Origin of the sequence: Achromobacter pulmonis (assembly GCF_002885955.2) — a bacterium.
Taxonomy (GTDB): Bacteria; Pseudomonadota; Gammaproteobacteria; order Burkholderiales; family Burkholderiaceae_B; genus Achromobacter; species Achromobacter pulmonis_A.
On sequence record NZ_POQS01000004.1, the window covers coordinates 603615 to 622031 of the forward strand.

14 protein-coding genes and 1 pseudogene are annotated in these 18417 nt (G+C 70.3%); 4 read left to right on the forward strand and 11 right to left on the reverse strand.

The genetic code is table 11. The features are described 5' to 3' along the window. Positions 1-8 precede the first annotated feature (8 nt). The gene (gene hmgA / locus C1I89_RS18010; protein WP_102774179.1) at positions 9-1307 is read left to right on the forward strand and encodes a homogentisate 1,2-dioxygenase; all 1299 of its coding nucleotides are present in this window, start codon (positions 9-11) and stop codon (positions 1305-1307) included. A 108-nt stretch (positions 1308-1415) separates the two neighbouring features. Beyond that, entirely contained in the window at positions 1416-2735 is a 1320-nt protein-coding gene (gene fahA / locus C1I89_RS18015) for a fumarylacetoacetase (protein WP_102774001.1), read from the forward strand. A gap of 22 nt (positions 2736-2757) precedes the next feature. Here the strand turns inward: fahA and C1I89_RS18020 are convergent, their stop codons facing one another. The 8 genes from C1I89_RS18020 to C1I89_RS18055 form a co-directional block, all read right to left on the reverse strand. Next, the gene (locus C1I89_RS18020; RefSeq protein WP_102774180.1) at positions 2758-3660 is read right to left on the reverse strand and encodes an acyltransferase; all 903 of its coding nucleotides are present in this window, start codon (positions 3658-3660) and stop codon (positions 2758-2760) included. Between the two features lie 200 nt (positions 3661-3860). Then, the gene (locus C1I89_RS18025; RefSeq protein WP_102774002.1) at positions 3861-5756 is read right to left on the reverse strand and encodes an LTA synthase family protein; all 1896 of its coding nucleotides are present in this window, start codon (positions 5754-5756) and stop codon (positions 3861-3863) included. A gap of 127 nt (positions 5757-5883) precedes the next feature. Beyond that, positions 5884-6612, reverse strand: coding sequence for a FadR/GntR family transcriptional regulator (locus C1I89_RS18030; RefSeq protein ID WP_102774003.1), 729 nt, complete (start codon positions 6610-6612; stop codon positions 5884-5886). A 95-nt stretch (positions 6613-6707) separates the two neighbouring features. Then, entirely contained in the window at positions 6708-7436 is a 729-nt protein-coding gene (locus C1I89_RS18035; RefSeq protein ID WP_102774004.1) for a phosphatase PAP2 family protein, read from the reverse strand. Between the two features lie 63 nt (positions 7437-7499). Further along, a complete protein-coding gene (locus C1I89_RS18040; RefSeq protein ID WP_102774005.1) occupies positions 7500-8846 on the reverse strand; it encodes a sensor histidine kinase in 1347 nt (448 codons plus the stop codon). Beyond that, positions 8843-9559, reverse strand: a complete 717-nt coding sequence (locus tag C1I89_RS18045; protein ID WP_102774006.1) for a response regulator transcription factor — start codon at positions 9557-9559, stop codon at positions 8843-8845. Before C1I89_RS18045 ends, C1I89_RS18040 begins: the two co-directional genes overlap by 4 nt. Positions 9560-9574: 15 nt before the next feature. Beyond that, positions 9575-10990: an FAD-binding oxidoreductase gene (locus C1I89_RS18050; protein ID WP_102774181.1), complete on the reverse strand. Its 1416-nt coding sequence runs from the start codon at positions 10988-10990 to the stop codon at positions 9575-9577. Between the two features lie 105 nt (positions 10991-11095). Continuing rightward, positions 11096-11725: a BPTD_3102 family carboxylase-like protein gene (locus tag C1I89_RS18055; RefSeq protein ID WP_102774007.1), complete on the reverse strand. Its 630-nt coding sequence runs from the start codon at positions 11723-11725 to the stop codon at positions 11096-11098. A 212-nt stretch (positions 11726-11937) separates the two neighbouring features. Between C1I89_RS18055 and C1I89_RS18060 the strand changes: the two genes are divergently transcribed. Both C1I89_RS18060 and pgi read left to right on the forward strand, forming a co-directional pair. Next, positions 11938-13344 (forward strand): phosphomannomutase/phosphoglucomutase, encoded by a 1407-nt coding sequence (locus tag C1I89_RS18060; protein ID WP_102774008.1) that lies wholly within the window; start codon positions 11938-11940, stop codon positions 13342-13344. A 1-nt stretch (position 13345) separates the two neighbouring features. Continuing rightward, positions 13346-15005: pseudogene (pgi, locus tag C1I89_RS18065) on the forward strand (glucose-6-phosphate isomerase). A gap of 13 nt (positions 15006-15018) precedes the next feature. Here pgi and C1I89_RS18070 read toward each other — a convergent pair. Genes C1I89_RS18070 through C1I89_RS18080 form a run of 3 tightly spaced genes read right to left on the reverse strand, consistent with a single transcriptional unit; the run spans position 15019 to position 18415 of the window. After that, positions 15019-16152: a glycosyltransferase family 4 protein gene (locus C1I89_RS18070; protein ID WP_102774009.1), complete on the reverse strand. Its 1134-nt coding sequence runs from the start codon at positions 16150-16152 to the stop codon at positions 15019-15021. Then, positions 16149-17306, reverse strand: a complete 1158-nt coding sequence (locus C1I89_RS18075; RefSeq protein ID WP_181390982.1) for a glycosyltransferase family 4 protein — start codon at positions 17304-17306, stop codon at positions 16149-16151. The genes C1I89_RS18070 and C1I89_RS18075 overlap by 4 nt, the downstream gene beginning before the upstream one ends. Beyond that, positions 17303-18415, reverse strand: coding sequence for a glycosyltransferase family 4 protein (locus C1I89_RS18080; protein ID WP_102774010.1), 1113 nt, complete (start codon positions 18413-18415; stop codon positions 17303-17305). Before C1I89_RS18080 ends, C1I89_RS18075 begins: the two co-directional genes overlap by 4 nt. Between the last annotated feature and the right edge of the window lie 2 nt (positions 18416-18417).

Sequence of the window (18417 nt, forward strand, 5' to 3'; positions counted from 1 at the left end):
AGGATTCAATGGAACTGCAATACCAGACCGGCTTCGGCAACGATTGCGCCACCGAGGCCCTGCCCGGCGCGCTGCCGCTGGGCCGCAATTCGCCCCAGCAATGCCCTTACGGCCTGTACGCCGAGCAGCTGTCGGGCACCGCCTTCACCGCGCCGCGCAGCGAGAACCGCCGCTCCTGGCTCTACCGCATCCGTCCTGGCGCGCAGCACAAACCCTTCGAGCCCTACGCCGGCGCCGCGGGCTGGCTCAGCGCCTTCGGCCACGGTCCGGTGACGCCGAACCAGCTGCGCTGGAGCCCGATGCCCATTCCCGAAGCCCCCACCGACTTCCTGGAAGGCATCAAGACCTGGGGCGGCAACGGCGGCCCCGACGAACAGGGCGGCGTGGGCATTCACCTATACGCGGCCAACCGCTCTATGCAGGGCCGCTATTTCTACGACGCCGACGGCGAGCTGCTGCTGGTGCCGCAGCAGGGCCGCCTGCGCCTGGCCACGGAACTCGGCCTGATCGACCTGGAGCCGCTGGAAATCGCGGTCATCCCGCGCGGCGTGCGCTTCCGCGTCGAACTGCTGGACGGCTCGGCGCGCGGCTACATGCTGGAGAACTTCGGCGCGGCGCTGCGCCTGCCCGAACTGGGCCCCATCGGTTCGAACTGCCTGGCCAACTCGCGCGACTTCAAGACGCCGGTGGCCTGGTACGAGGACGTGGAAGGCGATTTCGAGCTGATCGCCAAGTTCACCGGCGGCTTCTGGCGCGCCGCCATCGACCATTCGCCCCTGAACGTGGTGGCCTGGCACGGCACGCATGCGCCGTACAAGTACGACCTGCGCAACTTCAACACCATCGGCTCGATCAGCTACGACCATCCGGACCCGTCGATCTTCACGGTGCTGACCGCGCCCTCGGACACCCCGGGCACGGCCAACATGGACTTCGCGATCTTCCCGCCGCGCATCCTGGCCATGGAGAACACCTTCCGGCCGCCCTGGTTCCACCGCAACGTCGCCAGCGAATTCATGGGCCTGATCCAGGGCGTCTACGACGCCAAGGCCGACGGCTTCGCCCCCGGCGGCGCCAGCCTGCACAATTGCATGAGCGGCCACGGGCCGGACGCGGAAACCTTCGAGAAGGCCTCGCACGCCGACACCGGCAAGGCGCACTACATCCGCGACACGATGGCGTTCATGTTCGAGACGCGCCGCGTGATCCGCCCGACGGAACAGGCGCTGGCCTCGGTAGAATTGCAGGGCGACTATTACCGCTGCTGGCAGGGCCTGGCCAAGCACTTCGACCCCAGCAAGGCGTGACGGGAAAGCTCCGGTTTTCCCCGTATGCGGCGATGCGCGCAAGCGCATCGCCGTTTGGCATTTGTCCGGCCACGGCCACCCCATCACTACACAGAGAGACACGCAGCCATGACTACCCCCATCAATGAAACCCACGACCCGTCCTTGAAGAGCTGGGTCGCCAGCGCCAACACGGGCGTCTCGGATTTCCCGGTGCAGAACCTGCCCTACGCGTCGTTCCGCCGCAAGGGCTCGGCCGAGCCGTTCCGCGTGGGCGTCGCCATCGGCGACCAGATCCTGGACCTGTCGGCGCTGGCCGCCAAGCAGCCCTTCGAAGGCCAGGCCGCGCAAGCGCTGGCCGCCTGCGCCTGCGACAGCCTGAACGGGCTGATGGCGCTGGGCCAGGCCCACTGGAGCGCGCTGCGCCTGGCGCTGTCGCGCGCGCTGCGCGAAGGCGCGGCGCTGCGCGCCACCGTCGAGCCGCTGCTGGTGGCCCAGGCCGACGCGGAATACGCCACGCCGGCGCGCATCGGCGACTACACCGACTTCTACATCTCGGTGCACCACGCCACCGCGGTGGGCAAGCAGTTCCGCCCCGACAATCCCCTGCTGCCGAACTACAAGTGGGTGCCCATCGGCTACCACGGCCGCGCCTCCAGCATCGGCGTGGACCAGAAGTTCCCGCGCCCGGTCGGCCAGACCCGCCCGGCCAACGAAGGCGAAACGCCGCAGTTCGGCCCCTGCGCCCGCCTGGACTACGAGCTGGAGCTGGGCATCTTCGTGGGCACCGGCAATCCCCAGGGCGAGCGTATCGGCCTGGCCGACGCCGAATCGCACGTGTTCGGCCTGTGCATCCTGAACGACTGGTCGGCGCGCGACATCCAGGCCTGGGAATACCAGCCGCTGGGGCCCTTCCTGTCCAAGAACTTCGCCTCCACGATTTCGCCCTGGGTCGTCACCATGGAAGCGCTGGAGCCGTTCCGCACCCAATGGGTGCGCGGCCCGTCCGAACCGCAGCCGCTGCCCTACCTGTCGTCCGACGCCAACCGCGCCAAGGGCGCTTTCGACGTGCAGATGCACGTGCTGATGGCCACCGACAAGTCGCGCGCCGAACAACTGCCGCCCGCCGAACTGTCGAGCAGCAACTTCCGCGACGCCTACTGGAACGTGGCGCAGCTGGTCACGCACCACACGGTCAACGGCTGCAACCTGCAGCCGGGCGACCTGCTGGGCACGGGCACCCTGTCGGGTCCGCAGCCGTCCGAGGCCGGTTCGCTGCTGGAGCTGAGCAACGGCGGCAAGACGCCGATCGAGCTGCCCTGGGGCGAAAAGCGCACCTTCCTGCAGGACGGCGACCAGATCATCATCCGCGCCGAATGCGTGAAGGCGGGCTATCCGCGCATCGGCTTCGGCGAAAGCTCGGGCACCGTGCTGCCGGCGCGCATGTAATCGAAGGCGGCGGCGCGCGCGCTCAGTCGGGGCGGCGCGCCATCAGCCGCTCGATCTCGTCGTCCTTGGCCTGCCACTGCTCCCCCAGCCAATGGTGGAAGGTGGCGCGAAAGGCCTTGTCGCGGGAATAGTCGGCCTCGCAGAAGGCCGGCGGCACCGGCAGCTGCCTCATGCGCACGGCCACGGGGCCCGCGCGGCCGCAGGCAAAATCCCAGAAGCTGGGTATGCCCTCGGGATAAACGATGGTGGCGTCTATCATCGAGCGGAAGCGCGCGCCCATGGCGTTCAGCGCCACCGCCAGCCCGCCCGCCTTGGGCTTGAGCAGATGGCGGTACGGCGAGGACTGCGCGACGCGCTTGGCTTCGCTGAAGCGCGTGCCTTCGGCAAATACCATCACGCTGGTCGGCACCAGCGAAAACTTGGCGCAGGCGCGCCTCGCGGCTTCCTGGTCCTCGCGCCCCAGCGCCGGATTGCGGCGTAGTTCGGCCTTGCCGTGGCGCTTCATGAACGGAAAATCCAGCGCCCACCACGCCAGCCCGATCACCGGCACGTAGATCAGCTGCTGCTTGAGAAAGAACTTCAGAAGCGGAATGCGCCGGTTCAGCGTGCGCTGCAGGACGAAGATGTCGACCCAGGACTGGTGGTTGCAATTGACCAAGTACCAGTCGGCATAGCGCAGCCCGGCGTTGCCGCGCACGTCCCAGGGCGCGTGCTGTATCCAGGCCAGCCAGCCCGCGTTGCACGACACCCAGGCGGTGGCGATGGCGTTGAGCACCGGATCGACCAGCCGCCTGACCGCGGCGAACGGCAGCAGCAGCTTGAGCAGCGCCACCGGAAACAGCAGCAGGCACCAGAACAGCGTGCTGGCGGCCAGCAGCGCCACGCTGACCACGCCGGTCAGCCAGGCCAGCCGGCCGCGCGGCACGGGCAAGGGACGGCGCCGGGACGTGCGCCGCGGCAGCGCGTCGGCGAGATCGGCCGCGCGGGCCGGGTCCGCGGAGCGGTCCGCTGAGGAATGGTCTGGAATATGCATGGACGCCAGTGTGCGGCCGGCGCGCGAAAAACGGCTTGCGCGCGATCAAGCCGGCCGGCATGGGGCAGCGCCCCGTCCCGGCCGACCCGGCCTCAGGGCAGGCGGTATTTCTCTTCGCGATAGGCCCAGCTGGCCCACAGCGCGTGCGCCAGGGCTTCCCGCGTGAGCTGCGGGTCCGCCGGCAGCACCGGCTCGTAGACCTCGTCGCGGCCCACCGGCGCGGCCTCGTAGCGGAATTCCTTGGGCGATTTGGACGGCTCCAGCACCAGCAGCTTGTCGCCCTGGAGGTAACCGAAGTTGTCCGCGTACTGCATGATGGCCCGGTTCGGATCGCGCTGCGTCAGGTCCGCCCCCAGCATCGGGTTGACGTTGTCCAGCCCGATCAGCGAGAGCAGCGTGGGCGCCATGTCGATCTGGCTGACCAGGCGCTGGTCCTGGCGCGGCGCGATGCCCGCCCCCAGGATCAGCGCCGGGATCTGGAAATGCCGCACCGGCACCGGAATCGAGCCATAGACGCGCGAATCGTGGTCGGCGATCACCAGGAACACGGTGTTGTTCCAGTACGGCGCCTGCCTGGCCTTGTCGAAGAACTGCCCCAGCGCCCAGTCCGCGTAGCGCACCGTGTTGTCCACCGTGGCGGGATCGCCCACCGGCGTGATGCGCCCGGGGGGGTATTCCCAGGGCGAGTGGTTGGTGACCGAGAACGCCAGCGTGAACACCGGCTTGTCGCCGTCGGCGCGCAGCAGGCGGTCGACCTGGTTGAACATGTCTTCGTCGGACGCGCCCCACGAGCCTTCGAACACCGGATCCACGAACTTGGAGCGGTCCACGATTTCATCGAAGCCGTTGCCCAGGAAGAAGGCGCGCATGTTGTCGAAGTGCGATTCGCCGCCGTACACGAAGCGCGAGCGGTAGCCGTGCTTGCCCAGCAGCTGCGCCAGCGTGAAGAAGCCGGTCTGCGAACGCGGCAGCTTCACCACCGCGTCGGCCACGCTGGGCGGAAAGCCCGTGGTCACCGCCTCGATCCCGCGCACCGAGCGCGTGCCGGTGGCGTAGGCGCGGTGGAACATCCAGCCCTCCTTGCCCAGCCGGTCGAGGTTCGGCGTCAGGTCGCGCCCGCCCAGGCTGCCCACGTACTGCGCGCCCAGGCTTTCCTGCAGGATGATGACCACGTTCAGAGGTTTGTCGCGGCGCACCGTGGCCTTTTGTTCGTGCAGGCTGGGATAGCGCGGGTCCAGCGGCGCGCCGGCCATGCCGGCCTTCTCGCGCACGATGGCGTTCATTTCGTCGACCGCCATCCTGGGATACATGGCGGCCGACGAGCGTTCGTCGCGCATGCGGTAGGCGGCGTCGAACACGCTGTAAAGCGAATTCAGCGCCAGCGCGTTGACCATCGCGTCGGAGCTGAACGCGACCTTGGCGGGGTTGATCGGCCGGTGCTCCAGCGTGCCGCGCGCGCCCAGGAACACCAGCGCCAGGATCACGAACGAAGCCAGCGGCCGCTTCCACCACGCCATGAAAGGATCGCGGGCGCGGGTCGGGAACAGCCTGACCGCGATCCACGCGGCCAGCACCAGCACCACCAGCGCGGTGAACAGCACGCCCTTGTAGCCCTGCCAAAGCATGGACCCGACTTCCTTCGGGTTGAGCAGGTAGATGAAGTACAGCCGGTTCGGCCGCGTGTCGTATTCGGCGATGAACTGTGGCGTGGAGACTTCCAGCAGCACGTACAGCATCCACCAGACGCGGAACCACCAGGCCGTGATGCGCGCGGCCAGCGGCCGGTGCCCGAACCAGGGCGACAGCACCGCGGGCAGCGCGATCACCATCGACATCAGGCACACGTCGATGCGCAGGCCGCCCAGCAGCAGGGGGCCGAGTCCGCCGGCGGCCTGCACCCGGTCCCACATCCAGAAGGCCAGGCCCAGGCGCGACAGCGTCAGCAGCGCCAGGATGGCAATGATGAAACGTAGCGTCAGGCGGCGCATGCAACCGCCTCCCGGCCCTGGAGAGCCTGCCCGATGAAAACGAACTTGATTGATATGCCGAGCAGCACCATGCGGCCTCGTGGTCGAAAAAAGAAGACGGGCAAGATTAACGCGGTTTGGCGCCGCCCTACTGCGCGCGCCGCAGCCGTTCGCGGCTGTTGCTCAGGTGCGTGCGCATCGCCGCGCGCGCGCCTTCGGCGTCCTGGCGCAGGACGGCGTTGTAGATGTCCTCGTGCTCGAGGTTCACCCGCGCCAGGTAGGCGGCCCGGTCCTCGTGCGCGAATTTCGCCGAATTGATGCGGGTGCGCGGGATGATGGCCGCCCCCAGGTGGGACATGAGGTCGGCGAAATAGCGGTTGTCGGTGGCCTGCGCGATCAGCAGGTGGAACTGGAAATCCGGCGTGACCGTGTCGCCGCCGCCGTCGAGCGCGCCCTTGAACGCATCGAGCGCGCGCCGCATCTCCTGCAGCTGGGCGTCGCTGCGTCGCAGCGCGGCCAGGCTGGCGGCCTCGCTTTCCAGGCAGATGCGCAATTCCAGCAGCACCAGCACGTCGCGCACGGTGGCGATGTCGGCCGGGTCCACCCGGAAATCGCCGCCGCCGCTGGGCTCCAGCGCGTAGGTGCCCACGCCATGATGGGTCTCGACCAGGCCCGAGGCCTGGAGCCGCGACAGAGCTTCGCGCACCACGGTGCGGCTGACGCCGAATTCGCGCATGATTTCGGCTTCGGTCGGCAGCTTGTCGCCCGGCCGGATCTGGCCGCCGCGGATGCGCTGCCCAATGCTTTCGACCAGGCCCTGGGCCAGGTTGCGCGGGCGGCGCCGCGGCAGGACGGGAGGTTCGACGGGAGCGTTCATCAGAGGAATCCGGAAGCGGTTGCACAACGCGAGGCGCTGAAAAAACCGCGCCTGTCGATTATACGGTCGGGGAAATAGTTGTACGACAACCGGGGTCAGGCCTGGCCGCCACCGCGCCGGCCCACGATCAGCGGATAGAAGAACAGCGCCGCCAGCAGCCACAGCAGCGCCGCCGACCAGAGCGTCTGGCTCAGGAAATGGGCGCCCTGCAGGATGCGCACCGCGGAAAACCCCAGCCCGGCGGCGATGCCGACGGCCAGCCCCCACCAGCGCAGGGCCGGCCGGCCCAGCGACCAGCCGGCGAAATACAGCACCAGCATCGAATAGCCCGCGCCCGCATGGCCGCTGGGCAGCGCGCCGCCGGCCTTGGCGCGGGCCCAGGTCCACCAGTGCTGCGGATAGGGGGTGTAGCCGCCCAGCGTGTCCAGGTCGTAGGGACGCGGCAGCGTGGTGTGGTGCTTCAGCGCCTGCACCAACATCTGCCCCGCCAGGCAGGTGGCGGCCACGGCCAGCGCCGGCGCGCGCCAGCGCCGCCATGCCGGGATGCGGTAGCTGGCCGCCGCGACCGCCACCGCGGCCAGCGCCACGCCGATCGGCAGGGCCAGCACCATGCGGTGCCCGATCAGTTCCAGCCAGCGGTTGGCGCGCAGCGGGAAGTCGTCCAGCGCCGGATCGAACAGCGCGGCGGCGATGCGCAGGTCCAGCCCCGAGGCGTTGGCCCACCAGGCCAGGCCGGCCAGCGCCAGCGTCACGGCGATGACGTGGGTAAACAGGTATGAGGAGGCCGTCGGCGCGCGCAGCGCGGGCAACGTCAGGGGCGGCATGGTCGAGGACGGAAGGAGCTTCGGGCAAACGAAAAGCGTAAGCCGCCGAAAGTCGAAATTTCGTCAAATTCGGGGCTGCGCGGCCCCCTGGCCCTCGCCGGTGTCCTCGAAGCGCAACATGAAGCGGGTGCCGCGCGCCTGGCCCTCGCGGGCGGACTCGACGCCGAGCGACCAGCCCTGCATGTCACAGACGCGCTTGGCGATCGCCAGGCCCAGCCCGCGCGCCGTCTCCTCGGCCGCGCCCCCGCCCGCATCCCGCATGCGGCCGCTGTAGTAGCGGCGGAACAGGAACGGCAGGTCGTCGGCGGCGATGCCCTTGCCGTCGTCGGCCAATTCCAGCCCGCCGTCGTCGGCCAGGCGCGCGGTCAGCGTGGCCGGCGCGGCATGCTCCATCGCGTTGCGCACCAGGTTGCGCAGCACCGTCAGCAGCGCGTAGCGGTCCAGCGTGCGGACGTGCCCGGCCGCGATCCGGTTGTCGAACCGCAGCCCAGCCTGCGCCGCCTGGGCCTCGTAGCCGCGCCAGGCGTCCTCCATGCAGGCGGCCAGGTCCACGGGCTCCGGCTCGCGCAGCTGGTCGCGCGCCATCGCGCGGGCGCTTTCCAGGCTGACGATGACGTCGTCCACGTTGTTCACCACGCGCGCCAGGCGCTCGCGCTGGTCCGGGGTCAGTGTCTGGGTCAGCAGCATCAGCTCGCTGTCCGAGCGGATCGCGGCCAGCGGCGTGCGCACTTCGTGGCTCAGGTTGCCGGCGAATTCGCGCTCGCGGGCGATGGAGCGGTCGACCTGGTTCTGCACCCGGTTGAAGGCTTCGATCAGGCGGCCGGCCTCGTCGTCGCGCGTGACGGCCATGTCGGGCGCGCCCGGCGCCCAGGTCGCCAGCCGGTCGGTCAGGTCCAGCAGCGGGCTGACCGCGACCGCGGCCACGCGCCGCGACAGCGCATAGGCGCCCACCACGCAGATGGCGCCCACACCCAGCACGATCAGGCCGAAGTCGTGGACCCGCTCTTCGTTGTCGGTGGCGTCGTACAGCAGGTAGACCTTGCCGCGGCCGGTGTCGGCCACCATGACGTGCCAGGTGTAGGGGCCGGGCTCGATCAGGTGCAGGCCGCTGTCCAGCGCCAGGATTTCCTCGGGAATGCCTTCGGGGCGGTTGCCGTCCACGCTCATCCAGGCGCGCATGGCGCCGCCCAGCTCGCGCACGCCCGTGCGCGGCAGAAAGCCGTCGCTGACCCGCGCATGCTGGACCAGCCGGTCCATTTCGGTGTTGAGGATGTCGTTGACCAGATCGTCTTCCATCTGGTCGAAGGTCAGGTAGGCCAGCAGCGCCAGCGCGGTCACGAACAGCGCCACCGTGCCGGTCAGCGCCCATACCACCCGCTGGGTCAGGGTGCCGCCGGCGGCCGGCGTCATGGCGCCGCCCCGTTGTCCAGCGACAGGCGCCAGCCGGTGCCGTGTATGGTCTCGATGCCGTCGAAGCCCGCGTCGGCCAGCGCCCGGCGCAGCAGGTGCACCTGGCTGCGCAGCGCGTCGGAGGACGGCGGCTCGTTGCCCCACAGCACCGATTCCAGTTCCTCGCGCGAGACCACCCTGCCCGGATCGCGCAGCAATGCTTCGATGATGAGGCCGGCCTTGCGCGTCAGGTGCACCGGCTGGCCATGGACCGACACCTCGCGGCTGCGGGTGTCGTATTGCAGCGGGCCGAAGGTGCGCACCGAATCCACGGTCGAGCCCTGGGCGCGCTGGATCAGCGCAAGCAGGCGCGCCTCGACCTCCAGCAGCGCGAAGGGCTTGGTGAGGTAGTCGTCGGCGCCGTGCGAGAAGCCGGCCAGCTTGTCTTCCAGGCTGTCGCGCGCGGTCAGCATCAGCACCGGCAGGGCCAGGCGCCGCTCGTTACGCAGCGTGTGCAGCACGGCGTTGCCGTCCATGCCGGGCAGGCCGATGTCCAGGATCAGCGCGTCGAAACGCTGTTCCGCCAGCCGCTGCAGCGCCGCCGGCCCGGAATAGGCCGTGTCCGGCAGAAAGCCTCGGGCTTCCAGGAAGGTGTACAGATTGCCGGCGATGACGGGGTCGTCCTCGACGATCAGGACTCTGCAATTCGCGCCCGCTGCGGGACTGGCTGCCATGGTCGGGGTTCTCTTCTAGGCCTGCAGGACCTTGCCTGGATTCATGAGGCCCTGCGGGTCCAGCGCCTGCTTGATCCTGCGCATCAGGGCCAGCTCCACCGGGCTCTTGTAGCGGGGCAGTTCGTCGCGCTTGAGCTGGCCCACGCCGTGCTCGGCGCTGATCGAACCGTGGTGGGCGTGCACGCTGTCGTGCACCACCTCGTAGATCTCTCCCTGCAGGGCCAGCAGTTCGGCTTCGGTCTGGCCCGGCGCATGAGCCACGTTGTAGTGCAGGTTGCCGTCGCCCAGGTGGCCGAAGACCACGTGGCGCACGCCGGGAAAGCGCGCCTGCAGCAGGCCGTTGGTCTTGTGCACGAAGCCGGCGATGGCGGAGATGGGGATGGACACGTCGTGCTTGACCGACTTGCCCAGTTCGGCCTCGGCCAGCGGAATGCTTTCGCGCAGGTGCCACAGCGCCCTGCTCTGCGCCACGTTGGCGGCGATGGCCGCGTCCTTGACCAGCCCGTCCTCGATGGCCGCGCCCAGCACCGCCTCGAAGCGTTCGCGCGCATGCGCCTCGCTTTCGCTGTCGGACAGTTCGAGCAGGGCGAACCACGGCGAGGCCGCGGAATCGCCCTCGAACGGCAGGCGCTGCTGCGGGAACAGGCGCACCACCGCCTGCAGGCAGGCGCCGCTCATGAGCTCGAAGCCGGTCAGCGCGGCGCCGAAGCCGGCGCGGGCGCGCGACAGCAGCTCCACGGCGCCGTCTAGGGTGTCCAGCGTCAGCAGCGCGGTGCACGAGGCCACCGGCCGGGGATACAGCTTGAGCGTGGCCGCGGTGATGATGCCCAGCGTGCCCTCGCTGCCGATGTACAGGTCGCGCAGGTCGTAGCCGGTGTTGTCCTTGCGCAGGCCGCGCAGGCCGTTCCAGATCTCGCCGTCCGGCGTCACGACTTCCAGGCCCAGCGTGAGCTCGCGCGTGTTGCCGTAACGCAGCACCTGCGTGCCGCCGGCGTTGGTGGCGAGATTGCCCCCGATGGTGCAGCTGCCTTCGGCGGCCAGGCTCAGCGGAAACAGCCGGTCGGCCGCGGCCGCGGCCTCTTGCACGGCCTGCAGCACGCAGCCGGCCTCCACGGTGATGGTGTCGTTGTCGGTGTCCAGCGCGCGCACGGCGGTCAGGCGGGCGGTGGAAAGGACGATGGCCGTGCCGGAGGCGTCGGGCGTGGCGCCGCCGCACAGCCCGGTATTGCCGCCCTGCGGCACCAGCGGCACGCCATGCCTGGCGCACAGCTTCACCGCCGCCGCCACTTCCCCGGTGGAACCCGGGCGGATCACCGCCAGCGCCGCGCCCTTGTAGCGGCGGCGCCAGTCCAGCACGTAGGAATCGGCGTCGGCGCCGGTCAGGACGTGGGCAGGGCCCAGCAGGGACTGTAGATCGCTCAGCAAAGTCATACGCGCCGCATGAATGGAATGCGCCATGGAATGCGCCGGCACGGTCCGCCGGTCGCGGGATACGGAAATCTGCGGACTATTGTAGGGGCTGACGCGCCGCGCGACCTAGCCTACCGCCTGGTCCAGCCGCGTGCCCGTGAGGCCGGAGCAGAAGGCGCGCGAGGCGATGCGGTTCATCAGAAAGGCGCGGTCCACGCCCGCGGGGCCGGGCATCTCGGACAGGGCGCGGTAGGCGCGGCGCAGGGCCTCGCCGCGGGTCGCCCCGCAGACCAGCAGCCGCGTGCACGGAAGGCGCCGGTCGACGCAGCCGTCGATGCGCACTTCCAGCGCGTGGGCGGCGACCGGCTCGCAGTCCGCGACCGCCGCGCCGGCATGCGCCCGGGCTTCGGCGTCGATCACGCGGAACACGCCGCTGCGGTCGTCCAGCGCGAAAGCCACCGTGCCCATGCCCTGCCAGCCGCGGTCGCGCGCCACGTCGGCGGCGACCGCGCGCAAGGCGTTCTCGACCGATACGGGCAGGTGCGGCGCGGGGCACTCGGCGATCAGGACGCGGGCCTCGCGCCAGACGCAGCGCTCCCAGGCGCGGCCCGTGGCCAGGGCGCCCGAATCGGCGATGTAGACGTGGACGTCGAGGCGACGCTCGCGGCCGGGGGCCGGTCCGGCCTGATCCGTGGGAGGGCCCCGCCGGCTGCTGGCGCCTCCCGATGACATGACAGTAGAAACTTTGGCAGCCATGGCCCCTCCCGGTCTTTCTGCTTGCATAGCAAGCGTATCACCTTCGGGCGTCCGGCAATTTCCGCCCCGGACGAACCGGGGGCAAACGCCCTACGGCATTCGTCCGATGAAGGCCGACCTCCAATGGGGGATAATTCGCCCTGGCCAGTCGCCAAGCGCATCTTGCTATACGGGTTTACCATTAACCCATTGAGACTTTGCGCTGTAACCCTATGAAAGGAATCGCCGTGGGCAACAACACGCAATTTCCCGCCGCCGTCTTCAAAGCCTATGACATCCGCGGCACCGTGCCGGACCTGATCGACGCCGGCTTCGCCCGCGCGCTGGGCGCGGCGCTGGCCGCGCGCGCCCGCGAGCAAGGCGTGCAGACCCTGGTTGTCGGCCGCGACGGCCGCCTGAGCAGCGAAATGCTGTCGGTGGCGCTGCAGGAAGGCATGCTGGAAGGCGGCGTGGATACGCTGGATATCGGCATGGTGCCCACGCCGCTGGTGTATTTCGCCGCCAACGTCATGCAGACCGGCTCGGGCGTGGCCATCACCGGCAGCCACAATCCGCCCAAGTACAACGGCTTCAAGATGATGATGGGCGGACGCGCCCTGTACGGCGAAGACGTGCAGGCGCTGGCGGCCAGCATGAACGCCGGCGCGGCCGCGCCCGCCGCGCGCCCCGGCACGCGCCGCCAGCTCGACCTGGTGGCCGCCTACGTCGCGCGCGTGGCCTCGGGCGTCAAGCTCGCCCGCCCCATGAAGATCGCCATCGACTGCGGCAACGGCGTGGCCGGCGCGGTCGCGCCGGCGCTGTTCCGCGCGCTGGGCTGCGAGGTCACCGAGCTGTTCTGCGAGGTCGATGGCAACTTCCCCAACCACCACCCCGACCCGGCCGAACCCAAGAACCTGCAGGACCTGATCAAGTGCGTGGCCGAGACCGACTGCGAACTGGGCCTGGCCTTCGACGGCGACGGCGACCGCCTGGGCGTGGTCACCAAGTCCGGCCAGATCGTCTGGCCCGACCGCCAGCTGGTGCTGTTCGCGCGCGACGTGCTGGAACGCAATCCCGGCGCCACCATCATCTACGACGTGAAGTGCAGCCGCCACGTCGGCCTGTCGGTCGAGGCGGCCGGCGGCGTGCCGCTCATGTGGAAGACCGGCCATTCGCTGGTCAAGGCCAAGCTGGCCGAAACCGGCGCGCCGCTGGCCGGCGAAATGAGCGGCCACATCTTCTTCAAGGAACGCTGGTACGGCTTCGACGACGGGCTCTACACCGGCGCGCGCCTGCTGGAGATCGTGTCGCGCGCCGCCGATCCCTGCGCCATGCTGGAAGCCCTGCCCCAGGACGTCTCCACGCCCGAGCTCAAGCTCGAAATGGAAGAAGGACAGCCTTTCGCGCTGGTCCAGGCGCTGCAGGACCAGGGCCAGTTCCCGGGCGCCAAGCGCGTCATCACCATCGACGGCGTGCGCGCCGAGTATCCGGACGGTTTCGGCCTGGCGCGTCCGTCGAACACCACGCCGGTCGTCGTGCTGCGGTTCGAAGCGCAGACGGCCGAGGCGCTGCAACGCATCCAAGCCGACTTCCGCCGCGAATTGAGCAAGCTCGCGCCGCAAGCCCATCTGCCTTTCTAGACTGCTTATGCCGTTATCCCACAGCCCTGCGTGGCAACAGTTCATCGCCGCAACCCGTGCCGCCCCGAAAAGGGGGGAACAGCTGCGGGTGATCAGCGCCCCGGGGCTGCGCCTGGACCTCAGCGCGCAGGCCTATTCGCCGGCGCTGCAGCAGGCCGAGGCCGCGCTGCTGGCGCAGCAGGGCTTCGAGGCCGCGCGCGCGCGCCTGTTCGACGGCGGCAACGCCAACTGGACCGAAGAGCGCGCCGCCTGGCATACCGCGCTGCGCGNTGGCGCAGCAGGGCTTCGAGGCCGCGCGCGCGCGCCTGTTCGACGGCGGCAACGCCAACTGGACCGAAGAGCGCGCCGCCTGGCATACCGCGCTGCGCGCCGCCGAGCCGCCGGCCATGGTGGCCAAGGCCGTGCTGGCCGAGCGCGAACGCATGCGCGAATTCGTGCGCAAGGCCGACGCCGCCGACCGCTACGGCTGTGTGCTGCACCTGGGCATAGGCGGCAGCGACTGGGGCCCGCGCATGGTGACGCGGGCCTTGCGCCACGGCGGGGTGCGCCGCGAGGTGCGCTTCGCCTCCAACGTGGACTCGCATTCGGTCGCCGAAGCCATGAGCCACCTGGACCCGCATGACACCCTGGTCATCGTCGCGTCCAAGTCGTTCACCACCACCGAACCGCTGGCCAACGCCGAAGTGGCGATGAACTGGCTGCGCGACGCCGGCGTGGCCGATCCCATCCGGCAGGTCGTGGCCATCACGGCCAACGTCGAGGCCGCGCTCAACCTCGGCATCCTGCCCGACCACATCTTCCAGATCTGGGACTGGGTGGGCGGACGCTATTCGCTGTGGTCGGCCATCGGCCTGCCGATAGCGCTGGCGCTGGGCAACGAGGTGTTCGAACAGTTGTTGGCCGGCGCGGCCGCCATGGACGAGCATTTCCGCAACGCGCCCATCGAGGAAAACGCGCCGGTGCAGCTGGCGTTGGCCGGCGTGGTCAATCGCAGCGTGCTGGGGTACGACTCGCTGGTGATCGCGCCGTACGACTCGCGCCTCTACCACCTGGTGCCCTGGGCCCAGCAGCTGGAAATGGAATCGCTGGGCAAGGTCGCCACCGCCGACGGCAGCCCCGCCGGCGTGCCCACCGGCCCGGCCGTGTGGGGCATGCCGGGCACCGACTGCCAGCACACGTTCTTCCAATGGCTGCACCAGGACACCGCCGGCGCGCCGGTCGATTTCATCCTGTGCGAGCAGCCCGCCCACGCCTATGCGCGACACCACGAACTGCTGATCGCCAACTGCCTGGCGCAGCGCTCGGCGCTGCTGCGCGGCAAGACCTACGAGGAAGCGCTGGCCGAAACCTCGGCGACCGAGCGCGACCCGGCGCGCGCGCGGCGCCTGGCGCGCCATCGCGTGCATCCGGGCGGGCGCCCGTCGTCGCTCATCGTGCTGCCGCGCCTGGAGGCCTACACGCTGGGCGCGCTGCTGGCCCTGTACGAGCACAAGGTGTTCACGCAGGGCGTGATCTGGGGCATCAATCCCTTCGATCAGTGGGGGGTCGAGTTCGGCAAGGTCCTGGCCAAGGGCATCATGCACGAGCTGGACGCGCCGCAGGCGATCGAGCAGGACCCTTCCACCCGCTACTGGATCGACGCCATCGCGCGCCGCCACTGAGGCGGCAAAGGCCTCAGCCGCCCAGCGCGTCGTAGATGCCGACGTGGATGCGGGCGACCCGCTCGATATCGAATTCGCGTTCGGCCAGCGCCCTGCCCGCCGCGCCCATGGACTGGCGCAGCGCCGCGTCGCCGGCCAGGCGGGCAATGGCGTCGGCCAGCCCCCGGGCGTCGCGCACCGGCACCAGCACGCCGGTCTCGCCCGGCTCGATGGCGTCGCGGCAGCCCGGCACGTCGGTGGTCACCACCGCGCGCCCGCAGGCCGCGGCTTCCAGCAGGGACTTGGGCAGCCCCTCGCGGTACGAGGGCAGCACGGCGATGTGCGAGGCCGCGTACAGCCCGGCCACGTCGCTGCGTTCGCCCAGCGCGCGCACGCAGCCTTCGCGCTCCCAGGCCTGCACCTCTTCGGGGGTGGCGGAAGTCGGGTTGCCGGCGTCCACGCCGCCCACCAGCTGCATCGTCACCGGCACGCCGCGCTCGCGCAGCAGCCGCGCCGCCTGCACGAATTCCTGCACGCCCTTGTCGCGCAGCAGGCGCGCCACCATCGTCACAACCACGGGCGGGGCCGGCGGCTCGGGCACGGCGCGGTAGGCCTGCAGGTCCACGCCCGCGCCGCGGATCAGCACCACCTGGCCGTCGCGCACCGCGCCCAGCGACTTGAGCAGGTCGCGGTCGCTGGCGTTCTGGAAGATCACGCGGCTGTTCGGATGGCCCAGCGCCAGCCGGTACAGGCGCTCCACCACGGCGCGCACCAGCCGCATCTTGAGCGAATTGGACAGGAACACGAAACCCAGCCCCGAGATCGCCGCGACCATGCCCGGCACGCGGGTCAGGCGCGCGGCGATGCCGCCGTAGAGCACCGGCTTGATGGTGACCAGGTGCACGATGTCCGGACGCAGGCGCCGGAACAGGCGCACCAGCGCCAGCAGCGTGCCCAGCTCCTGCAAGGGGTGCTTGCCGCTGCGCGTCATGGGGATGGCGTGGTGCGTCATGCCCAGCGCCTCGATCTCGGCCACGGCCGGGCCGTCCATGGTGGCGACATGGATCTCGTAGCCGGCGCGCTGCGCCGCCAGCGCCACCGGCACGCGATGCGACATGAAGAAGGCCGGATTGTTGACGACGAACAGCAGGCGGCGCGGCGCGCTCATTCTTGCACTCCAGAAATGCGGCGCCATACGGCGATGTAGCTTTGCACCATGCGGGCGAGATCGAACCGTTCCAGCACCCGGGCGCGGGCCGGCTGGCCGGCGCGCTCGCGGCCGCGCGCGGCCACCTCGCGCAGCGCGGTCTCGATGCCGCGCGCCAGCGCCTCGGGCTGCTCGGGCGGCACCACCACGCCGGTGTCGCCGACGATATAGGCCGCGTCGCCGACGTCGGTCACCACGCAATAGACGCCGCAGGCCATGGCCTCGGCGACCACGTTGGGAAATCCTTCGGCGCAGCTCGACAGCACGTGCAGATCCAGACCGTTCATGGCCGCGGGCACGTCGTCGCTGGGGCCGGCCAGCACCAGCCGCTCGCGCAGCCCGAGCCGGTCTATCAAAGCGCCCAGCTCGGGGTTGTCGGCCGCCATGCCACGGCCGATCAGCACGCAGCGCAGGCCGCCGTCGCGGCCGTCGCGCACCAGCGCGGCGATGGCGCGCAGCAGGTTGGCGTGATCCTTGAGCGGGTCCCAGCGCGCCACGCAGCCGATCACCGGCGCGTCGTCGGCCAGCCCCCATTGCGCGCGCACGCGGGCGCGCGCGGCCTCGTCGGGCGTATAACGCGACAGGTCGTAGCCGTTGGAGACGACCACCAGCCGGTCGCGCCGGTAGCCTTTGTCGGCGTGGCGCTCGGCCGCTTTCTGGGCGGCGCACACGATGGCCCGGGGCACCCAGCCCGACAGCAGCGCGCAGGCGCGCAGCACCAGCCGCGCCGAGCGGCTGCTGCGCTCCAGGTGCTCGCCCGAGTTGCGGATGCCCCAGGCGATGGCGCGCACGCCGGCCAGGCGCGCGGCCAGACCGCCGATCAGGTCGGCGTGGTACATCCAGGTCTGCACCGCGTCCGGACGCGTGCGCGCGATCAGCGCGCGCAGGGCGAGAAAACCGCCCAGGCTGACCCGCCCGCGCTTCATGCCCAGCGCATGCACGGCCACGCCGGCGGCGCGCAGGCGCTCGCCGTATATGCCCTCATCGGTGAGCGAGACCACGGTGTGCTCCACCGCCGCCTCCGGATAGGTGGCCAGGCGCAGCAGCACGGACTCCGCGCCGCCCTGCCCCAGGCCGGTGATCACGTGCATGACACGCAGCTTGCGGGCGCTCATCGCCCCTCCCTGACCGCGTCGAACAGCTCGTCCCAATGCGCCAGCACGTTGGCGAGCGCGTAGCGCTGGCGCACCGCGGCCGAGGCGCGCAGGCCCAGCTGCTCGCGCAGCCCGGCATCGCTCATGATCCGGCGCAGCGCTTCACGCAGCGCATCGCGGTCGCCGGCCGGCACCAGCAGCGCGTCCTGGCCGTCGCGCGTCATTTCGCGCGGACCGCTGGAGCAGTCGAACGCCACGCAGGGCAGGCCCAGCGACATGGCTTCCAGCAGCACGTTGGGAAAGCCCTCGACCAGCGAACTCAGCACGAAGGCCTGTCCGCGCGCCAGCTCCTCCCATGGCGCCTCGGTACGGCCGGGCAGGCTGACGCGCGACTGCAGGCCCAGGCGGGCGACGCGTTCTTCCAGGGCGCCGCGCTCCGGCCCCTCGCCCCAGATGCGCAGGTTCCAGTCCGGGAAATCGGGCGCCAGCTGCGCATAGACGTCGATCAGCAGGTCGAACTGCTTGTCGCTCACCAGCCGTCCCATCGCCAGCAGTTCGCGCGGGCCGGCGTCGCGCTGGCGCACCAGCGGCGCGTCCAGCAGCGGCGCGGGCAAGGGATTGGGAATGACCGCCAGGCGCTTGATGCCGGGCACCTGGCGCGCGAACGGACCCGCGGTGTCTTCGGCCTGCACCGTCACCATGTCGGCGCGCGGATACAGCAGGCGGCGCAGCCTGCGCCACACCTTGCCGGTGGTGGTTTCGGCCACGGGATTGGTGCGCTCGCAGACGATGAGCGGCACACCCAGGCCTCGCGTGGCCAGGATGGCGGCCACGTTGACGTTGGTCAGGAATGAAACCACGACGTCCGGCCGGGTGTCGCGGATATGCCGGCGCAGCGCCAGCAGGCGCGCGAACGCGGCCTTGGCGCCCCCGGCGCGGGTGCCCGCCAGGTCCGCCAGCCAGGCCAGTTTCACCTTGTCCGACAGCGGATAGAAGCAGCTGCCCTTGGAGGAGAAGGTCGGCGTCAGCGTGACGCTGTCGCCCCGCTCGGCCCAGGCGTTGACCAGCGTCGCGGCGACGCGCTCGGCGCCGCCGGCGTGCATGGAACTGACCAGCATCAGTATTTTCATGC